A 17125-nucleotide genomic window follows, 5' to 3' on the forward strand; every position below is an offset into this window, starting at 1 on the left:
ATGGCATCCGCAGCAAATGCAGGTCAGCTTGGCAACCTCCCCGGCGTGACTTCCATGGGCATGGGCTATGACGTGAATGGTTTGTACGCCAGCCCGGAAAGCCTGCTTGGCCAACCCTTGTTCGATTTCGGCGGCGAGCTGGACAGCATCGAAATCGAGGGCCGCAGCTACACCTTTCCCCGCAGCATGCATGTACACACCTATTTCCACTCCGACTTCAAACAGGATGTCAGCAAGGAAATCGAAGAGTATCGGGAGAAAATGAGCCAGCACGTGGGCGTGTCCGGCCGCTACAAGTTGTTCAGCGCTTCGCTGAGCGTGGATTTCACTACCACGGACCAGCAACTGACCGAGATCACCTACAGCTCCACCCGCGAAGCCCATGTGCTGTGGTACATCAGCCTGCCCGGCGCGGCCACGCTGCGTTCGATGCTGCGCCGCGATTTCCGCGACGACCTGAACAACCCCAATATGCCGGCCATGGAGCTGTTCAAGCGCTATGGTCCCTACTATGTATCGGAAGCGGCGGTGGGCGGCCGGCTGGACTACAGCGCGGCCAGCAAGACCTTGAAGATGGACAGCAGCCAGTCGCTGTCCACCACCGCCGAAATGTCCTACAAGGCGCTGGTGGGCGAAATCAAGATCGAGCATGGCTCGGAGATGGAAAAGCAGGTCAACAGCTTCCGCAGCAACTCCACCATCCGTCTCACCGCCACCGGCGGCAAGCCGGGCATGACCGATCGCATACTGCACGGTCCGGATTCGCAGCAGGCGTTCTCGCAATGGGCGGAATCGCTGCTCGACTATGCGACGCTGATGGATTTTTCCACCGAAAGCCTGCAACCGATCTGGGCGCTGGCCGACAAGCCCGAGCGCCGCGTCGAGCTTGAGGACGCCTTCCCCGAATTCATGAAGCAGTCGCAGCAGTCCATCCCCAAGGTGGACAAGGTGCTGCTGATGGACGCGCGGCCGCCTATGGTGAAGGCTGGGGAGGATAGCGGCTCCGGCGCGTCGGAGGATCTGGCTGTGTTCAATCCCAGCACCTCCAATGGCTACAAGATGGTTGGCCAGTTCGGTCAGCGCAACCATGCCAGCGTGGCGGATGGCCATGCGCCGATTTTCAAGGATCTGTTCGATCTGGGCGTGCTGAAGGCGCCGGTGGGTTGGCAGCGGGTGTGGGACGACGCCGGTTCCGGCAAGTCCAAGGACTACGCGTGCTGGCGCGCGATTCCGCCGCAGGGCTACCGCGCGCTGGGCGACGTGATGATGCTGGCCACCAGCGGCTATAACCCGCCGAATCTGCCGGACTATGCTTGCGTGCATCAAAGCCTGTGCGCGGATGTGCAGACGCTGCAAAACCGGGTGTGGTGGGACAAGGGCACCGGCGCGCGCAAGGATGTCAGCCTGTGGCAACCGGGCGCGGCCGGCGCGGTGGCGTCCTCTTGCTTCGCCGGCGTGCCTAATTACAACAACCCGCCCAATTCCGGCGACATGGAGCGCTTGCGCGGCAGCATCGCATGCGTGAAGACCAGCGCGATCGCGTCCACGCAGGAAATGAAGTCCATGCTCAGCCAGCACCAAGGCATGGAAGCGATGATGTCCAAGCTGTGATCCGGGCCTGACCGGGCAAAAAAACAAGGCTGCCGGATGGCAGCCTTGTTTTATCCCACCGTCTGCGCCAGGCGGGACGGGTTCAGTTGAAGCGGTAGTCCACCGTCACGCCGACCGTGCGCGGCGCGCCTATCACCCCCAGATTGTTGCCGCGGGCCGGAATCTGGGCGTAGAGCACGCCTTGGTTGGTCAGATTGTTGACGTAGGCGCGTACCCCCCAGCGGGCGTCCTCGTAGCCGGTGTTCAGGTTGGCCACGATGTAGTCGCCGGCGGTGCGGGCCGGATCATTGGTGATGTCCGAATAGTAGGACCCGACGCGGTTCAGGCTGCCGCCAATATAGAAGTTGCGCGGCAGACGCTGCTTGAAGCCCAGGTTGACTGTCAGATGCGGCGCGTAGTTGAACTGATTGCCTTGTATGCCGGGATTGGCGGCGTCGGTGCCGGTCACCTTGGTGTTCAACAGGCCGATGCCGGCGCTGAGGGTCAGCTTCGGCGTGACGCGCGCTTTGCTTTCCAGTTCCAGGCCGTAGCTTTGCCCTTCCGGAATATTGGTGAAGCGCGACCCCAGTATGGCCTGGTAGCCGGTGTACTGGTTGAAGAAGGCATTGGCGTTGAGGCTGACGCGCTCGTCCAGGAAGGTGGAGCGGCTGCTCAGCTCGTAGGTTGTGACCTGTTCCTTGTTGAAGGTGTAGTACTTGTTGTCGTTGTCCAGGCCGGAGCCGCCGGCGTTGTAGCCTTTGCGCGCGGACAGGCCCAGGGTGGTGGATGGGCTGTACTTGTAGCTCAGGCCGGCCTTGGGCAGGAACAAGGTTTCGCCGAGGTCATAGCTGGCTTGAGCTTCGTAGCTCTGTCCGGGGCCCAGCGTGGTGTTGCGTCGTTGCATCTCGCGTTCCGCGCGGCCGCCCAGATTGAGGCTCCACTTGTCGTCTAGCGCCAGCGTGGCTTCGCCGTAAAACGCCTCGGTCTTGAGGCGATCCTTGGCCGCTACGCGCGGAGAGGCGTTCATGTCCTGGTCGCGGTCGTAGTAATAGACGCCGACCAAGCCGCTCAGCCAGCCATCCTGCGGCGCGTAGGCCAGGCGGGCCTCGGCGGTGTTGCCCTTCTCGTCCAGCCTCATGCTGAATGCGGGCGTGTCGGAATCTTTGAACGCGCTGATGTTGTCGGCGTGGCCCAGCAGCAGGCTGGCGCTCCAGGCGTCATTGATCTGGTATCGCAGATCGGCGCTGACGGTGTTGTTGAACGAGTCCTGATAGCGAGCTTCGGTCGACAGGCGGTGATACTGGTAGTCGAAGTAGTTGCCGTCGACGTAGTTCAGGTATTCGCCCTTGTTCTTGCGGTGCGCCAGCGTCAGCTTGGCGGTGAAGCCCGGCAGCGCGCTGGGCTTCCACAGCAGCTTGCCGCGGAAGCTGCTGTTTTTCACTTCGGACGCGTCCCAAGGCATGGCGCCCGGATAGTCGATGTAGCTGTGGCCGTTCAGGCCTTCGGCGGCGACGCGAAAAGCCAGCTCGTCGGTGATCGGACCGGAGATCATGCCGGCCAGCGTCACTTTGCCGTCCTTATTCTCATAGCCGGCGCGCAGCGCGCCTTCCCAGTCGAAAGTCGGGTCCTTGGTGTTGACCACGATGGCGCCGGCCATGGTATTGCGGCCCTGGGTGGTGGATTGCGGGCCGCGCAGCACTTCTATCTGTTCCACGTCCCATGGGCTGGCGTCGACGTAGCGCTGGCCGTTCCAGCTTTCCGACATGCCGTCAACCGTGGTGCTGACGCGCGGGCGGGAGCCGGAGACCAGCGTATTGTAGCCGGTGCCGGGGCCGGTGCCTTCCACGCCGCGGATATTGATGATGCCGGCGCCGTTGGCCGTGGCGTTGGGGGTGGCGGCCGCCGCGTCATAGACCGATTTGATCTCGCCGGTGTCGGTGTCGCGCAGCACCGATACCGCGGTGGTGGTGTCTTTCAGCGAGCGGTTGATCTTCTCGCCGGTGACGGTCACGGTAGGCAGGGCGGCGTCTTGTTGGTCGGCCGGAGCCGCCAGCGCGGAGTGGGGCAGCGACATGCCTCCCAGGCAGGCCAAGGCCAGCAGGGTGGCGTGGGCCAGGGCGTCGCGCTTGCGGTGCGGGAGTTTTTCCATCGTTCCAGATTCCTCATTGTGGTTATTGTCAGATTGACCGGGGGCGGTTCTGCGGCGTCGTCTGGCTGGCGAGGAATCGTTGGCTAATGCGGCGGACGGAACTGTGGGGCCGGTGCTGACCCGTTGAGATCGTTGCGATCAACAGATACGAATGATAATATTTATCATTAACAATATGCAATAACTTAACGCGAATCGAATTGGCCGGCAGCGGCCGCATTCATTGCGCGGCCTGGATCGGTGGAGGACGTTGTGGAATGGAATCAAGTGGCAGTGGAAAGCGCGGCTTGGCTGCAACACCCGGAAGCGGGCAAACCGCAATGGTGGGACCGGCTGGCCGCCGCGGGCGCGCCGCTGCGAGAGCGGCTGCCGGACGGGCGCGTATGCGTGACTTTCCTGTGGCGGGATCCGGCCGGCGGTCCCGCCGCTTCGTCCATCGTCCGTGTGTACGCCGACGTCAACTCCGTCACCGACCACCATAGCCCGCAGCCGCAATCGTTGTCCCGCCTGGGCGATACCGACGTCTGGTGGTGGCAGGCGGTGTTGCCGGCGGATTGGCGCGGCAGTTACGCCTATATCCCGGTAGCGGTCGGACAGACGCCTCCCGTTCCCGGCGGCGATGTCCGCCAGAGCCGGCTTCTCCATCGCGAATGGTGGCTGAGCATCATGGCCCAGGCCATCGCCGATCCGCTCAACCCCGCCGCCGGCTACCGCAGCAGCTGGGGCGCCAGCTTGTCGCCGCTGCATCTGCCCGACGCCCCGGACCAGTCCGCCTGGGCCGCCTGGGACAAAACCGGGCAGGGGGCCGATCCGCGCCGCCTGACGGAAATCCGCTGGGACAGCGCCATGCTCGGCAAGGCGCGCCGGGTCTGGATCTACCACACGGGTGCGGTTTCTGTCGGACAATGGGCCGAGAGGCCGCTGGCGATTTTGCTGGACGGCCAGCATTGGGCGCAGTGCCTGCCGGTGTTCGCCGCGCTGGATGAGGACACCCGCCGCGGCCGTTTGCCGCCCGCGGTGTATTTGCTAATCGACAGCATCGACGGCAAGCACCGCGAGGAAGACTTGCCCTGCAACGCCGCATTCTGGCTGGCCTTGCAAAAGGAACTGCTGCCGCAGGCGGCTCTGATCGCGCCGTTCAGCGGCCGGGCCGATTGCACCGTGGTGGCCGGGCAGAGCTATGGCGGCCTGGCGGCGATGTTCGCCGGCCTCAACTGGCCGGACCGTTTCGGCTGCGTGCTCAGCCAGTCCGGCTCGTTCTGGTGGCCGAGCGTGGAATTGCATGAAAAGGCGCGCGCGGCAAGCGCCCGCCGCCTGCCGGGCAGCAAGGGCCGCTTGACCGAGCGGCTGGAGGCCGGCGAGACGCCGCCCGGACGGCTGCGCGTGTTCCAGGAGGTGGGCAGCCGGGAGGAGGTGATGGTGGACGTCAACGACAGCCATCGCGCGGCGCTGGAGCGCGCCGGGCACGACGTGCATTACCGGATATTCGAGGGAGGGCATGACTGGCTGTGCTGGCGCGGCGGTTTGTTGCAAGGGTTGGGCTGTCTGTGGCGGCCCTGGGTCGCCCCCTAAAACAAACCAGAATCGTCCGAAGGCGGGCCAAGCCCGCCTGCAGGCCGGCTCGCCTTGCTGGAGTGTTCGCCATGAGCGCGGAGCAAACCAACCCTTTCGATGACGAAAGCCTTTCCTTTCTCGTACTGGTAAATCACCAGGACCAGCACAGCCTGTGGCCGTCGCAACTCGCGTCGCCAGCGGGCTGGCGCGCCGTATTCGGCCCGGCCGGCCGCGGCGCGTGCGTTTCCTATCTCGACGCAAACTGGACCGACATCCGCCCGCGATCGCTGCGCAGCGGCTGAGGCCGCCGTTTCCTCATTTTCGCATCGTCCCGCCCATGCCGCAGGCCTGGGCGCGGCCTGCTGCGCGCCGGCCGTTCCGATTACCCGCATCCGGGAAAGCATCGTGTTGACCATTGAAACAAAACCCTCCGCTGTCGAGCGCGAGCTGCCGCTGTTCGGCTCGCAACTGGGCATCTGGCTAGCGGACCAGATCGCCGAACAAAAGAACACCTACGCCGTCGCCCACTGCGTAGAACTGGACGGCGCAATAGATGCCGAGCGGCTGCGGCAGTCCATCTGTTTGGGCCTGGCCGAGGCCGATACCGTCGTCGCCCAGTACCTGGAAACGCCGGACGGCCCGGCGCAGCTTCTGCGGCAAGGGCTGAGCGCCGAGAACCTGCCCCATCCCGAAATCCATGACCTGAGCGCCGAGGCTGATCCGGAAAGCCTGGCTCGGCGGTGGATGCGCGAAGACTTGTCCGCGGATCTGCCGGCCGACGGCGAGCGGCCGCTGTATCTGCACCGCCTGTTCAAGCTGGCTGGCGGCGCGGGCGAGCGCTGGTTCTGGTATCAGCGCTACCACCATGTCTGCGTCGACGGCTACAGCTTCGCCGCGCTGACCCGCCGCATCGCCGACCTCTACCAGGCGCTGGGCCGCGGCGAAGCGCCGCCGCCGTCGCCATTTGTTTCTTTCGCCGATGTCGCGGCCGAGCGCGAAAGCTACCTGGCCAGCCCGCGCTGCGAGGAAGACCGCGCGTTCTGGCGCGGCTACGCCGCCGCGCTGCCGTCGCCGTCCACCTTGTCCGCGCGCGACGCGCTGGCAGGCGACGGCGCGGCCAATGTCGACGTGCTGCGCCGGCGTTTTGAAATCGCTGGAGGAACGGCGGCGCCGCAGGCCATGGCGGCCGTTTTCGCCTACCAGGCCAGGATGAGCGGCAAGAGCAGGGTGGCGATGGGCGTGCCTTTCATGCGGCGCATGGGGTCGGCGGCGCTGCGGGCCGTGGGCCCGGTGGTGAATGTGTTGCCGGTGGCGCTGGATATCGACGATGGCGACGATCTGGCTACGCTCGCGCGGCGCTTGGCCGACGAATTGAAACAGGTGCGCCGCCATGAGCGCTACGACGCCGAGCAGATCCAGCGCGACAGCGGCATGGTCGGCTCCAACCGCGCCTTGTACGGCGCGACGCTGAACCTGAAGATCTACGACCAGTCGCTGCGGCTGGGCGAGGTAACGGGCGTCACGCTGCCGCTGGCTGTGGGGCCGATAGACGACATCGAATTCGGCCTCTGGCAGCAGGGCGAGGCGCTGGTGGTGGAGCTGAGCGCCAATCCGGCGCGCTATGACGCGGCGGAGTTGGAGTGGCACGCTTGGCGGCTGCGCGGCTTCATCGCCGCCCTGGCCGGCGGCACTGCCGTCGGCGACGCGCCTTTGCATAGCGCCGCGGAGAAGGCCGCGTTGGACGAGTGGTCGCATGGGCCGCGCGTCAGCGCGCCGGCCGGCGCGCGCACCGCGCTGGACGTGTTTCTGGCCAGCGCCGCGCGTTACGAAAATGAAACCGCGCTGGTCTGCGGCGACGAGCGGCTGAGCTACGGCCTGCTGTCGGCCCGCGTGGCGCAGCTGGCGCGCGAGCTGCTCTCGCGCGGCATCGGCGACGGCAGCGTGGTCGGCGTCGCCGTGCCGCGCAGCGTCGACACCGTGGTGGCGATATTGGGCACGCTGGCGGCCGGCGCCGCCTTCCTGCCGCTGGATCTGGACTATCCGCCCGAGCGGCTGGCTCTGATGTGCGAGGACGCCGCGCCGACCTTGCTGCTGACCCGCTCCGGCGTCCGCGCCCGGCTGCCAAGCCTGCCGGCGCTGTGCCTGGACGACGATGCGGTTCGCGCGCGGCTGGCCGCCCGCGCCGCCCAGCCGCTGGACGACGCGGAACGGCTGCGTCCGCTGGACGGTGACCGGCTGGCCTATATGATCTATACCTCCGGCTCCACCGGCAAACCGAAGGGCGTGATGATCGCCCACGCCAGCTTCCTCAACCTGCTGTTGAGCCAGCAGAGCGGCCTGTTCGGCGATTTCGTCCGCGTACGCGGCCGCCGGGTGCGTACGATGCAGACCGCCTCGCTGTCCTTTGACGGCGCGCTGGAGCAGCTGTTCTGGCTCTTTATGGGCCAGGAAGTGCATCTGTGCGACGAGGAGCTGCGCCGCGACGCGCAGCAACTGGTCGATCTGGTGCGCCGCGAGCGCATCGACGAGATGGACGTACCGCCGTCGCTGCTGCGGCAGATGCTGGATTGCGGCCTGATGGATGACGGCCATTGGCAGCCCGGCATGGTGATGGTGGGCGGCGAGGCGGTGCCGCCGGCGCTGTGGGAGGAGATGCGCGGCTACTCGCAGCTGCATTTCCATAATTTCTATGGCCCGACCGAATACACGATCTCGGCGCTGGGCGCGCCGGGTTCGATAGCAGAAGAGCCGGTGGTGGGCCGGCCGGTGGCCAATACCCGCGCGCTGGTGTTGGACGCCGCTTTGCGTCCGGTGGCGATAGGCGTGGCCGGCGAGCTGTACCTGGCCGGCGCCGGCCTGGGCCTGGGCTATCTGAATCGCCCGTCCTTGACCGCGGCCCGCTTCGTCGCCAGTCCCTTCGGCGACGGCGAGCTGATGTACCGCACCGGCGACCTGGCGCGCTGGAACGCCCGCGGCCAGATGGACTTCATCGGCCGCGTCGACCACCAGATCAAGGTGCGCGGCTTCCGCATCGAGATGGGCGAGGTCGAGCACGCGCTGGCCAGCCTGCCCGGCGTCAACGCCGCCGTGGTGCTGGCCGAGGCGGTGGGCGGCAGCCACCGGCTGATCGCCTATTGCACGATGGCCGACGCCGGCCGCCACGAGGAGGCCGGCCTGTCCGCCGCCTTGCTGGCGCAAGTGGCCGAAACGCTGCCCGACTACATGGTGCCGTCGGCGCTGGCGGTGCTGCCGGAATGGCCGGTCAACATTAACGGCAAGATAGACCGCAAGGCGCTGCCGGCGATCCGGCCGCAGAACGCCGCCGCAGGACGCGAGCCGGCCAACGACGCCGAGCGCCTGCTGTGCGCGGCGGTGGCCAAGGTGTTGAATCTGGACAGCACCAGCCCCGATGACGATTTCTTCCAGCTGGGCGGCGACAGCATCTCGGCGATGAGCCTGGGCACCGAGCTGCGCCGCGCCGGCTTCCTGCTGCGTCCGCGCGACGTGTTCGCCAAGCGCACGCCGGCCGGCATGGCCGCGGCGCTGCAGCCGCTGTCGGCTGCTAATCAGGCAGCCGACGACGCGGCCGGCCCGCTGGGCAGATTGCCCATCGTCAGCTGGTTCGCCGAGCAATACGGCATGGCCAGCCGCTTCGTCCAGGGCGTGTGGCTGAAAGCGCCGGCGGCGCTGGCCCCCGAGCACCTGGCCGCCGGCCTGCTGGCCTTGCAGCGCGCGCACCCGGCATTGCGCAGCCGCGCCGCCGACGGCCAACTGCATCTGGACGCCGCGCCGGCCGCATTGGATGCGCGGACGCTGATCGAGGCCGCGCCGGACGCGACGCCGGATCAGCTATTCGAAACCGCTTGCGCGAGGCTGGACCCGGAAAACGGCCTGATGCTGCAGGCCGCGCTGCGGAGTGGAGCCGACGGCAAGCATGTGCTGCTGGCCATTCACCACCTGGCGGTCGACGGCGTATCTTGGCGCGCGCTGCTGCCGGAGCTGCGGTCCGCCTGCGAGGCAGCGATGGCTGGAGAGGCCGTCCAGCTGCCGCGCGAGGACTTCGGCCTGCGCGAGTGGGCGAAAACGCTGGCCGGCCAGGCGCCGGCCCGCCACGGCGAGCTGGCGATGTGGCGCGGCATGCTGGCCGGAAAGGCCGACGCATTGAGCGCCAAGGCGCTGGCCCCGGCCCGCGACCGCCACGACGCGGCCCGCCACAGCCGCGCGCTGCTCGGCGAGGCCGCCAGCGCGGCTTTGCTGCAAAAGCTGCCGAACGCTTGCCGCGCGACGGTGGAGGAAATCCTGCTGGCGGCGCTGCTGCTGGCCTGCCGCGGCGAATTCGACGCGCAGCGCTTGCGCGTAGGTTTGGAGTCGCACGGCCGCCACGCCGGCGACGACGGCATCGACCTCGGCCGCACCGTGGGCTGGCTGACCGCCGAATATCCGGCGCTGTTCGACCTGTCGACCAGGGAGGCCGGCGACGCGGCCGCCCTGGAGGCGCTGCGCGCGGTCAAGCGCGTGATGCGGGCGATGCCGGACCACGGGCTGGGCTACAGCGTGCTGCGTTATCTGGACGACGAGCATGGCCCGGCGCTGGGCGCGCTGGAGGCGCAGAGTCGCCCGGCGCTGCTATTCAACTACCTGGGCCGCTTCCAGGCCAGCGACGGCGAATGGACGCCGCTGGCCGCCGGCGGCCGCTTCGCCGACGCCTTCGCCGTCGACATCGATCCGGCCTTGCCGCTGCAATACGGGCTGGAGGCCAATGTCTTCGTCGACGAGTCCGGCGCCGCGCCGCGCGTGGCGGTCAACTGGACCTGGGCCGACGCGCTGTTCGACGCAGCGGCCATTGACCGGCTGGGACAACGGATGGACAGCGCGATCGCCGCGCTGGCTCGTCTCGCCGAGCGCGATCCGCTGGCCGCGGCCGACACGCTGGTGGCCTCCGAGACGCTGGGCGCCGGCGGCGCGCCGTTGTCCGACGCCGAGCTGGCGGCGCTCTGCGCCCGCCACGGCAGCTTGGCCGCCGCCTTGCCGGTGCTGCCGCTGCAGCAGGGCTTGCTGTTCCACGCCCAACTGGGCGAGGCGGCTGGCAAGTACAACTCCATCACCCGCGTCACTTTCGAAGGCCCGCTGGGCAGCGACAGGCTGCGCGCGGCGCTGGCGGCGGTATTGCGCCGCCATCCGCAGTTGGCCGCAGGTTTCGACAGCGAAGTTCAGGCCGAACCGTTGCAACTGCTGCCGCTTGTGCTGCCGGAATGGCCGTGGCGCGAGCTGGAGCTGGCCGCGTCGGCTGACGAGACCGAGGCGCTGCAGGCGCTGGAGCGTGAGGAGCTGAACCGCGACTTTACGGTCGGCGGCCCCAGCGAGGGCCCGCTGCTGCAGGCCACGCTGGCGCGCCACGGCCAACTGTCCACGCTGTTCCTGACCGCGCACCATTTGGTTGTCGATGGTTGGTCCACGCCCATCATGCTGCGCGACCTGCTGGCCGCCTACGGCGACGGGCCTGACACGCTGCCGGCGATCCGCGTCGATTACCCCAGCGTGGTCCGCGCGCTGGCCGCGCGCGACCTGACGCCGGCGCGGCAGCTGTGGCTGCAGACGCTGGACGGCGTCAAGCCCACGCTGCTGTTCGGCCAACAGACGGCCGCGCCGGAAGTGCGGGAATTCGAGCTGGTGCTGCCGCAAGCGCTGGAAGACGCGCTGACCGAGCGCTGCCGCGAACGCGGCCTTACCCTCAACACCGCGATGCAGGGCATGTGGGGCGCGCTGCTGTCGGTGCTGACCGGCCGCAACGACGTGGTGTTCGGCTCGCCGGTGTCGGGCCGCTTCAGCCCGGTGGACGGCGTGGACGAGCATATCGGCCTGTTCAGCAACACCATTCCGGTACGGGTGGTTCTGCGGCCGGACGCGCCGCTGTGGGAACAGCTGGCCGACTTGCAGGCGCGGCAGATCCGTCTGCTGGAACGTGACGGGCTGGGCCTTGCCGAAATCCAGCGCCTGGCCGGCGCGGCCACGCTGTTCGACACGCTGCTGGTGGTGGAGAACTACCCGGATCAGGACATGCAGTCGCGCGACTACCACTGCGCGCGCATCGCCTCGCTGCGCAACCGCGGCCATACCCACTATCCGCTGACGGTGCTGGCGCTGCCGGGAGACCGGCTGCGCCTGCTGATCGAGTACCGCGACCTGGTCAAGGATCCGGGACAGCTGGCCGAGCGCATGCAGTCGCTGCTGGAGCATCTGGCTTATCAACCAGAGCTGCCGTGGTCGGTCTTTAATCCGCTGACCGGCGCCGAGCGCGAGCTGATCGAGCGGGTCAACGCCACCGCCGCAGTCATTCCTGAAACCACGCTGCCGTCGCTGCTGGCGGTCCAGGCGGCCAGGACGCCGGACGCGCCGGCGCTGCTGGACGAGGCGCATGCGCTCGGCTACGCCGAAACCCGCGCCCAGGTAGCGCATCTGGCCGGAAGGCTGCTCGCGGCCGGCGTCAAGCCGGGCGACATCGTCGCCGTGGCCTTGCCGCGCTCGGTGCACCTGAGCCTGGCGCTGATGGCGGCGCAGGAGGCCGGAGCCGCCTACCTGCCGCTGGACACCGGCTACCCGGACGAACGGCTGGCCTATATGGTGGCCGACGCCAAGCCGGCGCTGATCGTCACTTGCGCCGAGCTGGCGCCGCGCTTTGCGTCCATGGGCACGTTGCTGTTGCAAGACGCGCTGGCGGCCGATCCGCAGGCCTTCGACGCGCCGGCGCTGACGCCGGACCACGCCGCCTATCTGTTGTACACCTCCGGCTCCACCGGCCGGCCCAAGGGCGCGCTGGTTTCGCACCGCGCCATCGTCAACCGCCTGCTGTGGATGCAGCACGAGTACGGCCTGGGCGCGGACGACGTGGTGCTGCAGAAAACGCCTTGCAGCTTCGACGTGTCGGTATGGGAATTCTTCTGGCCGCTGATCGTCGGCGCGCGGCTGTTTATGGCGCCGCCGGACGCGCACCGCGACCCGGAGGCGCTGCTGGAGCTGATCGCCGCGCGCGGCGTCACCACCTTGCACTTCGTTCCGTCGATGCTGGCGGCGCTGCTGGCGCACATGCGGGGCGACGCGGCGGCGCGTTCGGCCCAGGCGGCCGGCCTGCGCCGCGTGTTCTGCAGCGGCGAGGCGCTGTCGCGCGAACTGGCCGACGGCTACGCCGGCCTGATGGACGCGCCGCTGCACAATCTGTACGGCCCGACTGAGGCGGCGGTGGACGTCAGCTACCAGCCGGCGGCCAAGCCGGCGCCGGAATCGGCCAGCGTGCCCATCGGCCTGCCGGTGTGGAACACTGCGCTGCGGATACTGGACGCCGCGCTGCTGCCGGTGCCGGTGGGCGCGCCGGGCGAGCTGTATCTGTGCGGCGTGCAGCTGGCCCACGGCTATCTGGGCCGGCCGGATCTGACCGCGGCCCGCTTTGTCGCCGATCCGTACGCCGACGGTGAGCGAATGTACCGCACCGGCGACATCGCGCGCTGGCTGCCGGACGGTGCCGTCGAGTACCTGGGCCGCAGCGACGACCAACTGAAGATTCGCGGCCAGCGCATCGAGCTGGGCGAGATCGAGGCGGCGCTGCTCTCGCAGCCGGGCGTCGCCCGCGCCGTGGTCCACGCCCGCGCGCTGGGCGGCCAGGCGGCCCACGCCGCCGGCGCCGACAACCGACAGTTGGTCGGCTATGTGATCGCGTCCGATCCGGACAGCCCGCCTGATGTCGACGCGCTGCGCGCGGCGCTGGCCAAGGCGCTGCCGGCCCACATGGTGCCAGTGGCGGTGATGCGCCTGGCGGACTTCCCGCTCAGCGCCAACGGCAAGCTGGACCGCAAAGCGCTGCCGGAGCCGTCTTCGACGGCGGCGGCCAAGGGCCGCGAGCCGCGTCCGGGCCTGGAGAGCCGCATCGCCGCGCTGTTCGCCGAGATATTGGAATGCGACGCGGTGCGCGCCGACGACGACTTCTTCGCGCTGGGCGGCCATTCGCTGCTGGCGATGCGGCTGGCGGCGACGCTGCGCCGCGAGCTGAAGCTGCCGGTGTCGGTTGGCCAGATCATGAGTTCGCCGACGGTGGCCAAGCTGGCGGCTGTGCTGTCCGATAGTGGCCTCATGTCCGACCCGGCACTGGCCGGCTTCGGCGAGGTGCTGCCGCTGCGCGCCGGCAAGGGGCGGCCGCTGTTCTGCATCCACCCGGCCTCCGGCTTCGCCTGGCAGTACAGCGGCCTGTCGCGCCATCTGCGGCCCGGCCTCGCGCTGGTGGGGCTGCAGTCGCCGCGCCCGGAAGGCGCCATCGCGCGCTGCGCCGATATGGATGAGGTGTGCGAGCACCATCTGGCCAATCTGCGCTGCGTCCAGCCGCAGGGTCCGTATCACCTGATCGGCTACTCGCTGGGCGGCACGGTGGCGCAGGGGCTGGCGGCCAGGCTGCGAGCCGAGGGCGAGGAGGTGGCCTTCCTGGGCCTGCTTGACACCTATCCGCCGGAGGGCCAGGACTGGAGCGGCCCGACCGAGGACGAGGCCAAGGCCGAAGTGGCGCGCGAGCAGCAGCAGTTCATGTCCGCCACCGAGGATGCCGCCGACGCCTTCATGCTGCGCGAGAAGACCGAGATGTTCGGCCACATCGTCGCCAATTACCAGGATGCGGTGCGGCTGCTGTCGCAGGCGCGCACGCCGCGCTACGACGGCGCGGCCACGCTGTTCGTCGCCCGCCGCACCCTGCCCGAGGGCATGGACGTGCGCGCAACGTGGCGGCCGCATCTGGCGGGCCTGACCGTGCACGAGCTGGACTGCGCGCACGAGGATATCGTGTCGCCGCAGTCGCTGGAGACGCTGGGCCCGTTGCTGGACGGCATCCTGAAGGAGGTGAACAGCCTGGGGTGATGGATTCCGGCAAATGAAAATGGCCCCTAACGGGGTCATTTTTCATGGCGGGACGGCAAGCCAAGCTCAGCGCGGAATCACCATCGGCGTATGGCTGACCGGGTCCTCGATGATCAGGCAGGGCAGGCCGAACACCTGCTCGATCAGCACGGCGCTGACGATGCGCGACGGCGCGCCCTCGGCGACGATGCGGCCGTCCTTCATTGCGATCAAGTGGGTGGCGTAGCGGCAGGCGTGGTTGATGTCGTGCAGTACCGCCACCAGGGTGCGGCCGCCGTCGCGGTTGAGAGTGCGGAACAGCTCCAAGAGCTCGATCTGGTGGGCGATGTCCAGATAGGTGGTGGGTTCGTCCAGCAGCAGCAGCGGCGTCTGCTGGGCCAGGGCCATCGCCACCCAGGCGCGCTGGCGCTGGCCGCCGGACAGCTCGTCCACCAGCCGGTCGGCCAGCTCGGCGGTGCCGGTGGCTTTCAGCGCTTCATTGACCGCGCTTTCGTCTTCGCGGCTCCATTGCCGCAGCAGGCCCTGATGCGGGTAGCGGCCGCGCGCGACCAGGTCGGCCACGGTGATGCCGTCCGGCGCGACGGCGCTTTGCGGCAGCAGGCCTAGCTGGCGCGCCACCGCCTTGGCCGGCTGGCTGTGGATGTCGCGGCCGTCCAGCCTCACTTGGCCGTCCAGCGGTTTCAGCAGGCGGCTAAGGCTGCGCAGCAGAGTCGATTTGCCGCAGCCGTTGGGGCCGATGACGACGGTGAAGGAGCCATCGGGAATGCGCAGGTTCAGCTGCTCGCAGATCGTCCGTTGGCGGTAGCCCAGGCGCAGGCCGTCGCCGGACAGCCTGGGCAGGCCGGACGCAGGCAGGGCGGGATCGATGGCGGCGGGGCTGAGCTTCAGGGACAGGGTGGTCACGATTTCGTGCCTCCGGTTTGGCGCAGCAGCAGCCACAGCAGGTAAAGGCCGCCGATGCAGATGGTGACGACGCCAACCGGCAGCTGGCGCGGATAGAACAGGTGTTGGGCGGCGTAGTCGGCCGCCAGCAGCAGCAGCGCGCCAGTCCAGGCGGCGGTGAGCGGGCTGGTGGCGCGCGCGCGCTGCAGGCGCTGGGCGATCTGCGGCGCGGCCAGCGCGATGAAGGCGATCGGGCCGGCGGCCGCGGTGGCGGAGGCGATCAGCGCCACGCCCAGGCCCATAAGCGTCAGCCGGGCGCGCTCGGCCGGCACGCCCAGCGCATTGGCGCTGTCGTCGCCCATTTCCAGCAGCCGCATCCGCGGCTTCAGCGTCAGCGCCGCCAGCATCGCCAGCAGGCAGAACAGCGCCGACGGCAAGCCCTTGCTCCAGGTCATGCCGTTCAGCGTGCCGGCGCCCCAGATCGCGGCGCTCATCGCCGACTCCAGGCTGGCGTTGATCAGCAGCCAGCTGTTGAGCGCGCTCAGCATGGCGCTGACGGCGATGCCGACGATGATCAGCCGGAGTCCGTGCGCGCCGCGCCGCCAGGCCAGCAGGTAGACCAGCGCGGCGGAGGCGAGGCCGCCGGCCAGCGCGCCGCCGGCGATCTGGAAATGGCTGCCGCCGATGGTGGTGATCACCAGCAGCGCGCCGGTGTAAGCGCCGGTGTTGAAGCCCACCACGTCCGGGCTGCCCAAGGGATTGCGCAGCAGTGACTGGAAGATCGCGCCGCTCATGCCCAGCGCCGCGCCGATGACCAGCGCCATCGCCACCCGCGGCAGCCGCCATTGCTGGACCACGGCCACGTTCAGCCGGCTGCCCTGGCCTTGCAATGCCGCCCACACTTGCTCGACGCTCAGATGCAAGGCGCCTGCGCGCAGACTCAGCAGCGCCAGCGCGGCGCAGGCCGCCATCAGCAGCAGCGCCGGGCATAGCCGGCCCGGCTTGATGCGAAGATTGAAGCGGCCGTCTGGATCGCCCAGCCGCAGATGCGCCGTTTTCATGCCTTGCCTCCCGATCCGCCGTGGCTGCGCGCCAGCCAGATCAGTGCCGGAGCGCCGATGAAGGCGGTGACGATGGACACGCGCAGCTCGCCCGGCGTCAGCAAGCGGCCGGCGATGTCGGACAGCAGCAGCAGTATCGGCGCCAGCAGGATGGTGAAGGGCAGGCTCCAACGCAGGTCGGCGCCGCCCAGCCGGCGCGCGACGTGGGGAATCATCAGGCCGACGAAGCCTATCGGCCCGGCGACGGCGGTGCTGGCGCCGGACAACAGCGTGATGGCGGCCACCGCGCCGCTCTGGATCAGCAGCGGACGGCCGCCCAAGCTGACCGCCAGATCGTTGCCCAGGCCCATCGCGTTCAGCGGGCGGGCCAGCAGCAGCGCCAGCATGCCGCCGGCCAGGATGGCGGGCGCGGCCAGGCCGACGGCGGCCATGTCGCGCACGTCCAGCGTGCCGGCGTTCCAGTAGCGCAGACGGTTGAAGGCGATGGGGTCGAGCAGGGCGATGGCGGCGGACAGGCCCATCAGCACCGCGCCGACGGCCACGCCGGCCAGCACGATGCGCAGCGGATCGGCGCGGCGGCCGCGCGCGCCCACGGCGTAGACCAGCAGCGTCGCGCACAGCGCGCCCGTCGCCGCGCAGGCCATGTAGCCGCCTTGGCTGTCCACGGCGAGGAAGGCGACGCCCAGCACCATCGCGAAGCTGGCGCCGGCGTTGACGCCGAGTATGCCGGGATCGGCCAGCGGATTGCGGGTCAGCGCCTGGATCAGCGCGCCGGACAAGCCCAGCGCCGCGCCGGCCAGCAGGCCCAGCAGCGTGCGCGGCAGCCGCCCCTGCAATACGACCACGCTGTCCGGCCCGGCGGCGCGGCCAAGCAGGCTGTCCCAGACGGTGGCGAGCGGAATCGGCTTGGCGCCCAGCGCCAGGCTCAGCACGGATACGACGGCCAGCAGCGTCAGGCAGGCGAGCAAGAGCGTCATCCGTCGGCGCGTGGCCGCAT

Annotated in this window: 8 protein-coding genes; 4 read left to right on the plus strand and 4 right to left on the minus strand. The window is 68.9% G+C overall.

Features of this window, described 5'->3' with window-relative positions:
- Nucleotides 1–1611 (plus strand): MAC/perforin domain-containing protein, encoded by a 1611-nt coding sequence (locus VL52_RS04045; RefSeq protein ID WP_082113609.1) that lies wholly within the window; start codon nt 1–3, stop codon nt 1609–1611.
- 82 nt (nt 1612–1693) lie between these two features.
- On the opposite strand, the gene VL52_RS04050 is transcribed toward VL52_RS04045, so the two are convergent.
- Nucleotides 1694–3739, minus strand: a complete 2046-nt coding sequence (locus tag VL52_RS04050) for a TonB-dependent receptor (protein WP_052729109.1) — start codon at nt 3737–3739, stop codon at nt 1694–1696.
- A gap of 252 nt (nt 3740–3991) precedes the next feature.
- On the opposite strand from VL52_RS04050, the gene fes reads away from it, so the two are divergent.
- From fes to VL52_RS04065, 3 genes are all read left to right on the plus strand, one after another.
- Nucleotides 3992–5311, plus strand: coding sequence for an enterochelin esterase (gene fes, locus VL52_RS04055; protein ID WP_235429196.1), 1320 nt, complete (start codon nt 3992–3994; stop codon nt 5309–5311).
- 71 nt (nt 5312–5382) lie between these two features.
- Nucleotides 5383–5595 carry an MbtH family protein gene (locus tag VL52_RS04060; RefSeq protein ID WP_021477819.1) on the plus strand — a complete coding sequence of 71 codons (213 nt, stop codon included), beginning with the start codon at nt 5383–5385 and terminating at the stop codon, nt 5593–5595.
- A 103-nt stretch (nt 5596–5698) separates the two neighbouring features.
- A complete protein-coding gene (locus tag VL52_RS04065; RefSeq protein WP_235429198.1) occupies nt 5699–14185 on the plus strand; it encodes a non-ribosomal peptide synthetase in 8487 nt (2828 codons plus the stop codon).
- Between the two features lie 66 nt (nt 14186–14251).
- Here the strand turns inward: VL52_RS04065 and VL52_RS04070 are convergent, their stop codons facing one another.
- From VL52_RS04070 to fepD, 3 genes are read right to left on the minus strand one after another with little or no spacing between them, the layout of a single operon-like run.
- On the minus strand, nt 14252–15088 hold the full coding sequence (locus VL52_RS04070; protein WP_235429199.1) for an ABC transporter ATP-binding protein: 837 nt from the start codon (nt 15086–15088) through the stop codon (nt 14252–14254).
- The gene (gene fepG, locus VL52_RS04075) at nt 15085–16128 is read right to left on the minus strand and encodes an iron-enterobactin ABC transporter permease (protein ID WP_046155828.1); all 1044 of its coding nucleotides are present in this window, start codon (nt 16126–16128) and stop codon (nt 15085–15087) included. Before fepG ends, VL52_RS04070 begins: the two co-directional genes overlap by 4 nt.
- Nucleotides 16125–17105 (minus strand): Fe(3+)-siderophore ABC transporter permease, encoded by a 981-nt coding sequence (fepD, locus tag VL52_RS04080; protein WP_235429200.1) that lies wholly within the window; start codon nt 17103–17105, stop codon nt 16125–16127. The genes fepG and fepD overlap by 4 nt, the downstream gene beginning before the upstream one ends.
- Nucleotides 17106–17125 lie beyond the last annotated feature (20 nt).

This window comes from Chromobacterium vaccinii (assembly GCF_000971335.1).
Taxonomy (GTDB): domain Bacteria; phylum Pseudomonadota; class Gammaproteobacteria; order Burkholderiales; family Chromobacteriaceae; genus Chromobacterium; species Chromobacterium vaccinii.